The sequence below is a fragment of the Hymenobacter sp. APR13 genome (assembly GCF_000737515.1).
In the GTDB taxonomy this organism is placed as follows: domain Bacteria; phylum Bacteroidota; class Bacteroidia; order Cytophagales; family Hymenobacteraceae; genus Hymenobacter.
Window position 1 is genome coordinate 1,305,001 of record NZ_CP006587.1, and the last position, 12,367, is coordinate 1,317,367.

At 63.5% G+C, this 12,367-nt stretch carries 9 protein-coding genes (1 of these 9 cut by a window edge); 4 read left to right on the forward strand and 5 right to left on the reverse strand.

The genetic code is table 11. The features are described 5' to 3' along the window. The 3 genes from N008_RS05530 to N008_RS05540 form a co-directional block, all read right to left on the reverse strand. On the reverse strand, window positions 1-762 hold the 5' portion of the coding sequence (locus tag N008_RS05530) for a serine hydrolase (RefSeq protein WP_052381227.1). It extends 528 nt beyond the left edge of the window; the window shows 762 of its 1,290 coding nt (coding positions 1-762); it begins with the start codon at window positions 760-762; its stop codon lies beyond the left edge, outside the window. Between the two features lie 261 nt (window positions 763-1,023). Further along, the gene (locus N008_RS05535; RefSeq protein WP_052381228.1) at window positions 1,024-2,256 is read right to left on the reverse strand and encodes a hypothetical protein; all 1,233 of its coding nucleotides are present in this window, start codon (window positions 2,254-2,256) and stop codon (window positions 1,024-1,026) included. 97 nt (window positions 2,257-2,353) lie between these two features. Beyond that, window positions 2,354-2,815 carry a GNAT family N-acetyltransferase gene (locus tag N008_RS05540; protein WP_044014377.1) on the reverse strand — a complete coding sequence of 154 codons (462 nt, stop codon included), beginning with the start codon at window positions 2,813-2,815 and terminating at the stop codon, window positions 2,354-2,356. Window positions 2,816-2,972: 157 nt separating this feature from the next. On the opposite strand from N008_RS05540, the gene N008_RS05545 reads away from it, so the two are divergent. From N008_RS05545 to N008_RS21350, 4 genes are all read left to right on the forward strand, one after another. Beyond that, on the forward strand, window positions 2,973-4,373 hold the full coding sequence (locus N008_RS05545; protein ID WP_052381229.1) for a PQQ-dependent sugar dehydrogenase: 1,401 nt from the start codon (window positions 2,973-2,975) through the stop codon (window positions 4,371-4,373). A gap of 204 nt (window positions 4,374-4,577) precedes the next feature. After that, on the forward strand, window positions 4,578-5,948 hold the full coding sequence (locus N008_RS05550; protein WP_052381230.1) for an Nramp family divalent metal transporter: 1,371 nt from the start codon (window positions 4,578-4,580) through the stop codon (window positions 5,946-5,948). Window positions 5,949-6,037: 89 nt separating this feature from the next. Continuing rightward, entirely contained in the window at window positions 6,038-8,290 is a 2,253-nt protein-coding gene (locus tag N008_RS05555; RefSeq protein ID WP_044014381.1) for a TonB-dependent receptor, read from the forward strand. An 86-nt stretch (window positions 8,291-8,376) separates the two neighbouring features. Beyond that, on the forward strand, window positions 8,377-9,216 hold the full coding sequence (locus N008_RS21350) for a transporter (RefSeq protein WP_052381231.1): 840 nt from the start codon (window positions 8,377-8,379) through the stop codon (window positions 9,214-9,216). Between the two features lie 70 nt (window positions 9,217-9,286). Here the strand turns inward: N008_RS21350 and N008_RS05565 are convergent, their stop codons facing one another. Together N008_RS05565 and N008_RS05570 are read right to left on the reverse strand one after the other, a co-directional pair. Then, a complete protein-coding gene (locus N008_RS05565) occupies window positions 9,287-10,495 on the reverse strand; it encodes a DUF1501 domain-containing protein (protein WP_044014382.1) in 1,209 nt (402 codons plus the stop codon). Window positions 10,496-10,626: 131 nt separating this feature from the next. Next, window positions 10,627-12,198 carry a DUF1800 family protein gene (locus N008_RS05570; RefSeq protein ID WP_044014385.1) on the reverse strand — a complete coding sequence of 524 codons (1,572 nt, stop codon included), beginning with the start codon at window positions 12,196-12,198 and terminating at the stop codon, window positions 10,627-10,629. Window positions 12,199-12,367: the final 169 nt, after the last annotated feature.

The following is a 12,367-nucleotide window of genomic DNA, read 5'->3' on the forward strand; positions in this document are numbered from 1 at the left end:
GGGCTGGGCGATGATGCGGCTGCTGGCCTGGTGGGCGCGGCCTTTAGTGATGCGGCCCAGCGGATAACTGAACGGCTCAGAGTTGACAGCTGCGGGCTGCTGGTAGAGGGGCTGCCCAGCGGCCGTGAAAAAGCTGATGGGGTTGGTGTGGCGGTTGGCTTCCGGGTCGCAGGGGGCGAAACGGCGCACGATACGGGTATCGGTGTAGCCTAATTGCGCCAGACGTTCGTTGAGGGGGCGCTGGCCGAGGGACTCGTAGAGCCGATTGTAGGCATTGTTGTCGCTGACGAGCAGCATCCGCTTGATGTAGTTGCCGACGGTGTTGAGCTGGTCGGAGTCGGCGGCGGGGGTGTAGGGCGCGGCGGTCTGGCAGCGGAAGGCGGTGCCGGTGGCCATGGGGCTGCGCCGGGTGAGGCCGGGCCGGGCCAGCTGGTTGAGCTTTTCGAGGGCCAGTGCGGCGGTGGGCAGCTTCACGAGGCTGGCCGGGTTGAAATACTGGCGGGCGTCAAGCTGGAAGTTGTGCTGGACGAAATGCGGCTGGTTGTGCTCGTCGCGGTTGATCTGGGTGTAGATGATCTGCAGCTCGTATCCGCGGGGGTTGTCGGCGATGCGGGCTAGCTGGGGGTCGGTGTGCAGCAGGCTGTCGAGTAGCGGGCTGTTGGCGGATTGCCGGGTGGCTGAGTTGGGCGCAACTGCGGTTGGCGAGCCGGTAGCGGATTGCGCCAGCGCAAAGCATGGCCATGTGAGGCAGTGCAGCAGCATACAGCACCGGAGTACACCTATTATATAAGAGTGGCTCATCTTCGAAAATTACGCAATCAGTGAGATAGACATTAGCTGCGCGAAAACATACTCTGTATAAGTAGGCCTCATAAGCAGGCTTCTTCTCCCCTACCCCACAGCGAAGCTGGCAATGGAGTGTTGGCCGGTTGGCTGCAGGCGCAACTCAATAACGAAACAAGCCACGGCAATGGCCGTGGCTTGCGTGGGAAAGCAATTTGATGGTTTGCTGGGGCCTGCGCGCTACAGCGTTGTTTTGCGGCGGGCCAGCAGCAGGTTGGAATCGTTCTGGCGCCAGTTGTAGCCGGTGCCGAAAGGCAAGGGGCGCGGCCGGGTGGTGGTATCGGTGTAGACGCGGGTCAGCTCGGGCTGGTAGTGTTTGGCAAAAAGGTTGATGGGGCGCTTGTAGGTGCCGTAGTAGGTGAAGCGCCAGTCAGCGGCCGGAATGTACTTCATGGCAATGCCGGAATCATCCTGGAGTAGATAGTTGCTGCGGGCGAGAATCAGGTTGCGGATTTTGCTGAAATAGGGCTTGTGCATGAGGTAGGTGGCCGATTTCACGTAGGTGGCCAGTGGCCCGAGGCCGGCCACGTACTGCACCACGGCTTCCTTGTTGGTGCCCATTTTCCAGTCGCTGATGTCGGCAGAGAAATACTGCACCTTCTGCTCTTTGCCGGCCGGGCTGAGCATGGTCAGCTCGACGCCGGGAATGACCTTGGGGCCGGGCCGGCGGATAACGGTGCTGTCGGCGGCAGTCAGCTGGCCTTCGGTGGAGAGCTGCACGTAGCGCACCTCCTGAATCTGGTGGCCGGTGCGGGCCGCAAACAGCATGATGAGCGGCAAAGCCCCATCCAGCTCCACCGATTTGAGGTCGACGGCCATGTCGTTGGTGCGGAAGAAGCTGAAGTTCAGCACCGACCACAACGACGCCTTGAGGGCTGGAAACAGCCGGTGGTTGCTGAGCGTGGCGCGGCGCGGCACGGAGCCCACCGGCTCCAGCCCCACCAGCACATAGGTGCTGCTGTTCGGAAACATCGTCACGACGTTGAGCAGGTCGGGGCCGCTGAAGGGGTAGAACACGGAGGGGCTGGCCGTTCGCACTGAATCCAGCTCGGTGGCGGCCCACTGCTCGATTTTGGTGGTGCGGGTGGCGTGGTAGCTGGTCCAGCTCTTTTCCGCATCGGTGGCGAAGGCCTGCCAGGTAGGATGGGCGGCGAGTGGCTGCAAGTCGCTGGATTTGCTGACCGACTGGCCGGCGAGGTAGGCCGCTACGTCGTGCACGTAGGCGGTATCGGGGCGCGCGGGGGTGGCGGGCGGGGTGGCGGGCGGGGTGGCGGCTACGGTGGTGTCAGGGCGCGGCGGGGGCGCGGGGGCTGCGGTTTCGGCGGTTTCGGCGGGGGCTTTCTTCTGCTCGGAGCAGGCGGCGAGGAACAGCAGCGCGGCAGGCAGCAGGAACCGGGGGGCGGGAATTGGCATGAAACAGAGTGGGGAGTGAGGAGAGCGGCAAGATACAGAGCCGGCTTGTCTCAGCGCGAGTGCCCGGGCGCAACGCCGAAACGCTGACGGACCGGCGCTAATTGGCCGTTTCGACGCCGTAGGGATTGTGCTGGCGAATCTCCAGAAACCGGTCGGGGACGGCCAGCGGGGCGAAACCGAACTGCTCGTACAGCCCGTGGGCGTCGAGGGTGGCCAGCAGGCGGCGCCGCAGGCCCTGCAGCTGCGGGTGCGCCCACACCACCTGCATCAGCCATTTTGATAAGCCCTGGCCGCGGTGCGCCGGCAGCACAAATACGTCGCAGAGCCAGGCAAACGTGGCGTAATCCGTGACGATGCGGGCAAAGCCGGCCAGCTGGCCCTCGGGCGTGTAGAGCCCAAACGGCAGCGAATTGGCAATGGCCCGCTCCACGGTATTCAGCGGAATGCCTTTGGCCCAATAGGAGTCGTGGTCCAAGTAGCGGTGGATGGCGGCCACGTCGAGGCGGGCGGGGTCGGTGCTGATGGTGAAGCCGTCGGGGCGGGACTCGGTGAGCAACATGGCGAGGCAGGGGAATGGAAACGGAAAGCCGGCGGAGGCAACCTCAGCCGGCGAGCGGTGTTTTCAAAGCTACAAACCAACAGGCAGCGGCCGTTTAATCCGTAATCGGCCGGGGCGCGTATGGAAATATACCACGTTCACCTTCAGACTCTTTATCATGAAACGCACTGCTACTTTCCTGCTGATTGCCGGCCTGGCGGCTCCGGTCATGGCCCAGCAAAACCCGGCGCTGGCCACCTACACGGTGGGCACCACCACGCTCACGCTGTCGGCCGTCGCTAATAACCTGGATACGCCCTGGGAGTTGCTGTGGGGGCCCGACAACTTCCTCTGGATGACGGAGCGCGGCGGCCGCATCAGCCGCATAAACCCCAACACCAGCCAGGTGCTGCCGCTGCTGACCGTGGCCGACGTGACCGAAACCGGCGAAAGCGGCTTGCTGGGCATGGCCCTGCACCCCGATTTCACCACTTCGCCCTTCGTGTACATCGTGTACAACTACACCGACGGCGGGCTGCTCAAGGAAAAGCTGGTGCGCTACACGTATTCGGCCTCGGCGGGCACCCTGAGCAGCCCGCTGGTGCTGCTGGGCAACATTCCGGCCGTGACCACGCACAGCGGCTCGCGCCTTCTCATTTTGCCTGACCGCACCCTGCTGATGACCACCGGCGACGCCCAGCAGCAGCCCGAAGCTCAGAATCCGGCGTCGCTCAACGGCAAGATTCTGCGCCTGAACCTCGACGGCACCGTACCCACCGACAACCCCACGCCCGGCAGCCTGGTCTACACGCTGGGCCACCGCAACCCGCAGGGGCTGGTGCGCGCCGCCTCGGGCCGCCTCTACAGCTCGGAGCACGGCCCCAACAACGACGACGAAGTGAACCTGATTGAGCCGGGCCGCAACTACGGCTGGCCCAACGTGGAAGGCTTCTGCAACCTGCCCGCCGAGCAGGCATTCTGCACCGCCAACAACGTGCGGCCGCCGCTGGTTGCCTACACGCCCACCATTGCCGTGGCGGGCATCACGGCCTACAACAGCCCGGCTATTCCGCAGTGGGCCAACTCCCTGCTGATGGTGAGCCTGAAGGCTGGTAAACTCACCAACCTGCAGCTCAACGCCGCCGGCGACCAGGTAGCCAGCCAATCCGACCTCTGGACCGGTACCTACGGACGGCTGCGCGCCATCTGCGTGTCACCGCAGGGCAAGGTGTACCTGACCACCAGCAACCGCGACGGCCGTGCCACGCCCGGCGCCACCGACGACCGACTGCTGGTGCTGGAAAACCGGGCCTTTATGCCCAACTCCACCCGCAATGCGCAGTCGGCGGCCCTGAGCGTGTGGCCTAACCCGGCCGCGCAAACCGCCACCGTGCGCCTGCCGGCCCCGGCCAGCGCCCCGCTCACCTTGCACGATGCCCTGGGCCGCCTCACCCAAACCGTACCGATGACGGGCCGCGCCGAAGCCCAGCTGGATTTGCGCCGCGTGGCGCCCGGCCTCTACACCGTCCGGACGGCGCTGGATGGCACGCCGGTGCAGCGCAAGCTGATGGTCAAGTAACGTGCCAGGCCTATAAGCCGGCGGCGGCCCTGGTTTCCAGGGCGGCTGCCGGCTTTGGCGTTTGCAGGGCGCTGATAATCATGTGCCGGGGTTCGGGAAGGAAGCTGAAACATTTTTCGCGTGAAACAGTATTCATGGTGCCTTAAAAATATTTTTAGGCAAGCCTAAAACGTATCTTTACGTTTCATTGCCCTTTTTCCTTTTATGCCTCCAACAGTACAATCTCCTCCCGTACAGCAAAATCCTCCGGTGGCGGAAGCCGGCTGGCGGCGGGCCCGCACGTCGTTGTCGTTGAGCGAAGTGCACGGCAGCATCAAGGTGCCACCCGCCAGCGCCTCGTTCTGGCGCAAGCTGATGGCCTTTTGGGGGCCGGGCCTGATGGTGGCCGTGGGCTACATGGACCCCGGCAACTGGGCCACCGATATTGCCGGCGGCTCGCAGTTTGGCTACACGCTGCTGTCGGTAATCCTGATTTCCAACCTCTTCGCCATGCTGCTGCAGCACCTGGCCGCCAAGCTCGGCATCGTGACCGGGCGCGACCTGGCGCAGGCCTGCCGCGACCATTACTCCAAGCCGGTGGCCATGGTACTGTGGTTTCTGTGCGAAGTGGCCATTGCTGCCTGCGACCTGGCCGAAGTCATCGGCTCGGCCATTGCCCTGAATTTGCTGTTTGGCCTGCCGCTGCCCTGGGGCGTGGTGCTCACCATTCTGGATGTGCTGGTAGTGCTTTACTTTCAGAACAAGGGTTTCCGCATCATCGAAAGCATCGTGGCGGGCCTTACTGTGGTGATTTTTGGGTGCTTCCTGTACGAAATCATCGTCTCGAACCCCGACTATTTCGGGATTCTGGGCGGTCTGGTGCCGCAGCCGGAAGTCGTGACCAACCCCAAGATGCTCTACATTGCCATCGGGATTCTGGGCGCTACGGTGATGCCACACAACCTGTACCTGCACTCCAGCATCGTGCAGACGCGGGCCATCGAGCAGACGGAGCCCGGCAAGCGCATGGCCATCAAGTTCGCCACCATCGACTCGACGGTGGCGCTGTTTCTAGCGTTTTTCGTGAATGCGGCCATCCTCATTACCTCGGCGGCAGCTTTTCACCGCAACGGCCTGCAGGACGTAGCCGACATCGGCGACGCGCACAAGCTGCTGGCGCCGGTGCTGGGCGCGGGCGCGGCCAGCGTGGTATTTGCGGTGGCGCTGCTGGCCTCGGGCCAGAACTCCACGCTCACGGGCACGTTGGCCGGCCAGATTGTGATGGAAGGCTTCCTCGACCTGAAGCTGCGGCCCTGGCTGCGGCGCCTCATCACGCGCGGCATTGCCGTGGTGCCGGCGCTGATTGTGACCATCCTGTACGGCGAGAAAGGCACCGGCGAGCTGCTGGTGCTCAGCCAGGTGATTCTGAGTCTGCAGCTGAGCTTTGCGGTGGTGCCGCTGGTGCTATTCACGAGCAGCAAGGCCAAGATGGGCGTGTTCGTGAACCGGCCCTGGGTGCAGATAGTAGCTTGGCTGGTGTCGGGCATCATCATCGTGCTGAACATCTACCTGCTGTACAAGACGTTCTTCGGCTAGCAAAAAGCGCGGCAGCCACGTCGGCTCCGCGCTTTTTTGTGTTTTCCGTTTTAGATAAGTCTAAAAATAAATAATAGTCTTCACTAAAAATGAAACACTTCTTCCTCTTTCTCTACTTCTGCCTTGGTGTGCTGCTGGCTGCCCAAGCCCAGACCGGCAGCATCCGCGGGACGGTGCGGGCCGAGGGCAAGGTGGTGCCGTTTGCCAGCGTGGGGCTGAAGGGCAGCAGCCTGGGGGCTTCGGCCGATGAAAACGGCGCGTTTGTGCTGCCGAAAGTGGCGCCCGGCAGCTACCGGCTGGTGGCCAGCGCCGTGGGCTATCAGCCCGCCGAGCGCAGCGTAACGGTGGTAGCCGGCCAGCCGGCCACTGTCAGCATTGCGCTGGCGGCCAGCAGCAGCACGCTGGGCGAGGTGGTGGTGAGCGGCACGCTGGGCGAAGTCGTGCGGAGTGAGTCGGCGGTGGCGGTGGAGCTGTACACGCCACGCTACTTCCAGAAAAACCCCAGCCCCTGCTTGTTCGAGAACCTGACGATGGTGAACGGCGTGCGGCCCCAGCTGAACTGCAACGTGTGCGGCACCGGCGACATCCATATCAACGGGCTGGAAGGGCCCTACACGATGGTGCTGATTGACGGCATGCCCATTGTCAGCTCGCTGAGCACGGTGTATGGGCTGAGCGGTATTCCGAGCAGTTTGGTGGAGCGGGTAGAAGTGGTGAAAGGCCCGGCCTCGACGCTCTACGGCTCGGAGGCGGTGGGCGGGCTCATCAACGTCATCACCAAAAACCCGGCGAAAGCGCCCCGCTTCTCGGCCGACATCTTCGGTACCTCGCACCAGGATCTGAATGTAGACTTGGCCACGTCGGCCAAAGTGGGCGCGGCCTCTACCCTGCTCAGCACCAATCTCTACGGCTACAACCAGCGCCGCGACGTGAACCAGGACGGTTTCACGGACGTGCCCACGCAGCAGCGGGTATCGGTGTTCAATAAGTGGAGCTGGCAGCGGCCCGAGCAGCGTGCGGCCAGCCTGGCGGCCCGCTACTACTACGAAGACCGGTTTGGCGGCCAGCTGAACTGGCGGCCCGAGTTCCGGGGCGGCGACAGTGTGTATGGCGAGAGTGTGTACACCAGCCGCTACGAGCTGCTGGGCCAGTACCAGTTGCCGGTGGCGGGCCAGAAGCTGCTGCTGAGTGGCTCCTTCAACCAGCACCGCCAGAACTCGGCCTACGGCACCACGCGCTACAACGCCACCCAGCGCGTGGGCTTCGGGCAGCTGACCTGGGCCAAAAGCCCCAGCATCCGGCACAACCTGCTGCTGGGCGCGGCCTTCCGCAGCACCTGGTACGACGACAACACGCCAGCCACCGGCTCCGAAACCCGCAACCAGCCCGACCTGATTCACCTGCCCGGCGTGTTTGTGCAGGACGAGTTCCGGCTGACGCCCGACGCCACGCTGCTGGCCGGCCTCCGCTACGACTACAACCCGCGCCACGGCAGCATCGTCACGCCGCGCCTCAACTACAAGTGGGGCACCGTGGATGGCAGCCGCGTGCTGCGGGTGGGCGTGGGCAACGGCTACCGCGTCGTGAACCTGTTCACGGAAGACCACGCGGCCCTCACGGGGGCGCGGGAGGTGGTGGTGCCGGAGGCCCTGCGGCCGGAGCGGAGTTGGAACGCCAACCTCAACTACACGCGCTTCTTCAGCACCAAAGCCGGCACGTTTTCGCTGGATGGCAGCGCGTTCTACACCTATTTCACCAACAAAATCAGCCCCGACTACGACACCGACCCCAACCAGATTGTGTACCGCAACCTCGACGGCTACGCCATTTCGCGGGGTGTCTCGCTGAACACCGATGTTACGTTCACGAAGCCACTGAAGCTGCTGGCGGGCATCACACTGATGGACGTTTTCCGGATGGAGCGGCCGGTAGGTGGTGGGGCGCTGCGGCGGGTGGCGCAGCTGCACGCGCCGGTGTTTTCGGGCACGTATTCGGTCAGCTACAGCTTCACGCAGCTGGGGCTTTCGGTGGATTATACGGGCCAGGTGAGCGGGCCCATGCGCCTGCCGGTGCAGCCCAACGACTTCCGGCCCGGCCGCTCGCCGTGGTTTTCCTTGCAGAACCTGCAGGCCACCAAGCGGCTGGGGCCGCACCTGGAGGTGTACGGCGGCGTGAAAAACCTGCTCGATTTCCTGCCCCGCCACGCGCTGCTGCGCGCCTTCGACCCCTTCGACAAAACCGTGGACCAGAACAACCCAAACGGCTACACCTTTGACACCAGCTACAACTTTGCGCCCCTACAGGGCCGGCGCACATTTCTGGGGCTGCGCTACAGCTTGTAGGGCGAGGCCAGCAAACTGGCGTTAGTGTAAGGGCTGCCTGCATCACAAAGCGCTAACTTGCGCGGGCTGCGCTTTTTTCCGCTACTATGCTGCTTACTCTTACGCTGGCTTTGGGCCTCACCGGCCCCGTTACCGCCCCCGACACGCTTAAACGTGCCGGCCAAGCCAACACGGCCGGCCAGACGCCACAGCGGCAGCTACGCCCGCTCAACGCCGACCGGCCCGGCGTTACGGAAAGCCCCAACACCATCGACCCTGGCCATTTTCAACTGGAAACCGACTTGGTGCGGCTCATCAACAGCAAGCCGGGCCAGGAAACCCGTTCCCGGACTCTTCGCCTGAACGCCTTTGCCATCCGGGCGGGTCTCACCGACCACACGGAAGTGCAGGTGTTCGTGGACCCCTACACGGTGGAGAAGCAATGGGCGCCCGGTGAGCCGATGGCGCGGAGCGCGGGCTTCGGCGACATGGCGGTGCGCGTGAAGCACAATTTCATCGGCGACGATGACGAAACCGAAGCGTTGGTAGTAGCAGCCATCGGCTTTGTGCGCCTCCCGACTGGCGGTAGCGAAGGCGCCGGCGGTTTTGAGTACGGTATTCTGGTGCCGGCCACCTACAATTTTCAGCACGAATGGCATGTCAGCGCCCAGGCGGCTTCGTTTCTGAGCTACGACCGGGACGCCAAACAACACGCCGTTGAATTGGCTCCCTCCTTTGCCGTCGACCACGGCTTTAACGACTGGCTGGCGGCTTTCGCCGAATTCTCCACAAGCCGCAATATGAAAACCCGGCAATGGACCTCGGCGGTGAACGTCGGGCCGATTTTCCACGTCAGTGAGCGGGTGCAACTGGATTTCGGCCGGCGCTTTGCCCTCAGCCGCAGCGCCGACCGGGAGTACTACCTGGGTTTCGTGATAGAGCGATGAGTAATGCCACCAACGAACAGCAGCCCGCTGAAACATGGTTTCAGCGGGCTGCTGTGCAGATGCTCTTCGTCTATACCAAGCCTTTCAACCGCTCGAACTGGTTGCCGAGGATGGCTTTGTCGTCGGCTTCCAGCCAGTCGTGCAGGACGGTGGCGTAGAGGCTGCGGAAGTCCAGCTGGTGGCGCAGGTCGCCTTCGAGCAGGTTCTGCAGGTCGGGGGCGTTATTGAGGATGCCGCGTTGTTTGAGGCCGCCGCCCAGCAGCAGCACGTTGTTGGCGGTGCCGTGGTCGGTGCCGTTGCTGGCGTTCTGGCTCACGCGCCGCCCAAACTCCGAAAACACCAGCACCAGCGTATCGTCGAAGTTGCCGGCTTTCTGCAAGTCCTCGGCAAACGAGCCCAGCCCGTCCGACAAATCACCCAGCAGCTTGCCCTGCTGCTCCTGCTGGCGCACGTGCGTGTCGAAGCCCGTGAGCGACACGTAGAACACGCGCGAGCCCACGCCGGAATTAATCAGCTCGGCGGTGGTTTTGAGGTTGCGGCCAAACTCGCTGTTCGGGTACGCCACCGACGACTTGTACACCTTGCTGGTCTGGTACAGATAGTCGGCCGACGATGAGGTTTCGGCCAGCGTCTTGTAGAGGTAGTCCAGCTCCGACACCGCGCCGGCGGGCTGCCGGCCGCTCACCTGCTTGATAAACTGGTTCTGCGTCAGCTGATGAAACTTGTCCGGATTCTTCAGCGCCAGGCCCTTGCGCAGGTCGCCCTTCATGGCCAGGCTCAGCGTGTCGTCCACTTCCAGGCCGTTGTAGGCGGTGGGGCAGCTCGGGCAGTTCGAGTCGAGGTAGCGGCCGAGCCAGCCGGTGCTCAGGTACTGGTCGGAGGCCGAGCCGCTCTGCCAGATATCCATCGAGCGAAAGTGCGACCGGTCAGGGTTGGGGTAGCCCACGGAGTTGAGCACGGCCAGCTGGCCCTGGTCGTATAGGCCCTTGAGGCGCGTCATGGCCGGGTTGAAACCCAGGTCTTTGTCGAGGGCCAGAATGCCGCTCGTCTCCCGGATGCCGAGCGTGGGGCGGGCTTTGTAGTACAGGTCGTTGCGGTACGGAATGACGGTGTTTAGGCCGTCGTTGCCACCGCCAAGCTGCACCACCACCAGCCGACGGCCGCGGGCGTCGCGCAGGTCTTTGAGGCCCTGGCGGTCGAGCGCGTGCAGAAAAGAAGGCACAAACAGCAGGCTGCTGGCCAGCACGGAGGTTTTAAGGAAGTCGCGGCGGGAAGTCATAGTATTGGGGCTTATCTAACCGTCATGCAGAGGCGCAACTGAAGCATCTCGCGTGCCGACGTTGGAATAATTTGATTACTCACGAGCGAGATGCTTCGGCTGCGCCTCTGCATGACGTTCTTTTGGCGTGTTTACATCAACTGATATTCCGGCAAGCTCAGCAGGCTCGTCACCATCGTGCGGAGGCGGCCTTCGACGGGGGCTTTGTCGGCGGCCTGCTGAATGACGGCCAGGTTTTCGGGGCGGATGGGGGCCTGCAGCACGAAGCGGCTGAGCTCGGCGGCCTGCTGCGGGGCCGGCGTTTTGGCGAGTAGGGCCTGCACCGGCGCCAGCTTCACGGTGGTTTTCACCTGCTGCTGAAACGTCCGCTCGGCTTTGGTGAGGTTGGGCGCAATGTCGTTTTCGTCCTGCTTGAGCGCCACATTGAACTCGGCATTCTTCAGCAGCACCGACGGCAGCTGCAGCCGGTACAGCAGCGACGACGAGTCAATCCAGTTGCGGCCCCCGGGCCAGCCGGCCACGTTCGGCGGCTGAAACAGCGTCTGGCCCAGCGCCTTCTGAAACACGATGAGCGGCTTGTCGTCCACCAATTGCAGGCCCATCGTGCGCTTGATGCCCGCCAGCAGCTCCACCGGCGACTTGATGCGCGTGCCCACGTTGGCTGGCTCATAAAACCACTCCGCCGTAAACATCTGCTCCAGCAGGGCGCTGATATCGTAGCCGCTCTTGAAGAACGCCTGCGCTAGCGGCTGAATGTGGGCCGGGTTGGGCGTGTCGTTCACGAAGAAGCGGTAGAGCTTGGTGGCAATGAACTCGGCCGTGCGCGGCTGCTCCAGGATGATGGCCAGCACCTGCTCGCCGGTGAAGTTGCCGGTGCGCCCCAGGAAGGTTTTGGAGCCGTCGTCGTGCTGGTTCTCCCGGAACACGAACTCGCCCTGGGCATTATAGCCCCAGCCCGTAAAGGCGCGGGCGGCCTCCTTCACGTCGGTTTCCGAGTAGTTGCCGCGGCCCATCGTAAATAGCTCCATCACCTCGCGGGCGAAGTTTTCGTTGGGGCGCTGCTTGCGGTTTTGCTGGTTGTTAAGAAACTGCAGCATGGCCGGCTCCTTGCTCACGGCCAGCAGCAAGTCGGAGAATTTACCCAGCGCCAGCTGCCGGATGGTGTTGTTGAGGTGCAGGGCCGCATCGGGCCGGCGCACCCGGCAGGCAAAGTGGCCGTGCCAGAAGAAGGTCAGCTTCTCGCGCAGCTGGGCCGGCGAGTTAGCCATGCGGGCCAGCCAACCGGTATTCATGGCGTAGAAAGCCTGCTGGATGCTTTGATTCTGCATTTTGCGCTGCTGCGCGCTCATGTCCTGGCGGCGCAGCAACGGCGGCTGCGGGCGGCCCTTCTGCGGCCCCGCCAGCACCGAGCGGGCCGGCAGCGCCGCCACGGGCGCCTCCATGCCGGCGCTCATGGCCGTCTGGTCGGGCGTGGTCACCATGTCCGACTGCGGCTTGCCGGCGGCCGGCGCTACCGGCCGGAACTGGGCCAGCGGCTCAGTATAGCGCATCTGCGGGCTGTCGAGCAGCTCCACTTTCTCGGAATCGCGCAGCAGCTGGCGCAGGGCTTTGCGGGGCGTGAGGCCGGTCGCCACATCCTCGGGTCGCGGCCCGAAGCCGGCCCGCCAGTACAGATGCTGGAGCTGTTGTTGCGTCGTCGTCATGGTGGTTGGACGCAGATTGTGGCTCCGGGTTTAATGTTGTCATTGCGAGCGGAGCGAAGCAATCCTTTCTCTTCCTGCTGAAAACGACCCTAAGCGCGAAGCCCTCCGGCATTAGTATAGCATACTACTGCCGGAGGGCTTTTCTGTAAGGATAATGTCTACCACGAGA

Coding starts and splice junctions, on each gene's coding strand:
- N008_RS21350 (WP_052381231.1), top strand. CDS start 8,377: ATGCTGCTTACTCTTACGCTGGCTTTGGGCCTCACCGGCCCCGTTACC.
- N008_RS05545 (WP_052381229.1), top strand. CDS start 2,973: ATGAAACGCACTGCTACTTTCCTGCTGATTGCCGGCCTGGCGGCTCCG.
- N008_RS05550 (WP_052381230.1), top strand. CDS start 4,578: ATGCCTCCAACAGTACAATCTCCTCCCGTACAGCAAAATCCTCCGGTG.
- N008_RS05535 (WP_052381228.1), bottom strand. CDS start 2,256: ATGCCAATTCCCGCCCCCCGGTTCCTGCTGCCTGCCGCGCTGCTGTTC.
- N008_RS05570 (WP_044014385.1), bottom strand. CDS start 12,198: ATGACGACGACGCAACAACAGCTCCAGCATCTGTACTGGCGGGCCGGC.
- N008_RS05540 (WP_044014377.1), bottom strand. CDS start 2,815: ATGTTGCTCACCGAGTCCCGCCCCGACGGCTTCACCATCAGCACCGAC.
- N008_RS05555 (WP_044014381.1), top strand. CDS start 6,038: ATGAAACACTTCTTCCTCTTTCTCTACTTCTGCCTTGGTGTGCTGCTG.
- N008_RS05565 (WP_044014382.1), bottom strand. CDS start 10,495: ATGACTTCCCGCCGCGACTTCCTTAAAACCTCCGTGCTGGCCAGCAGC.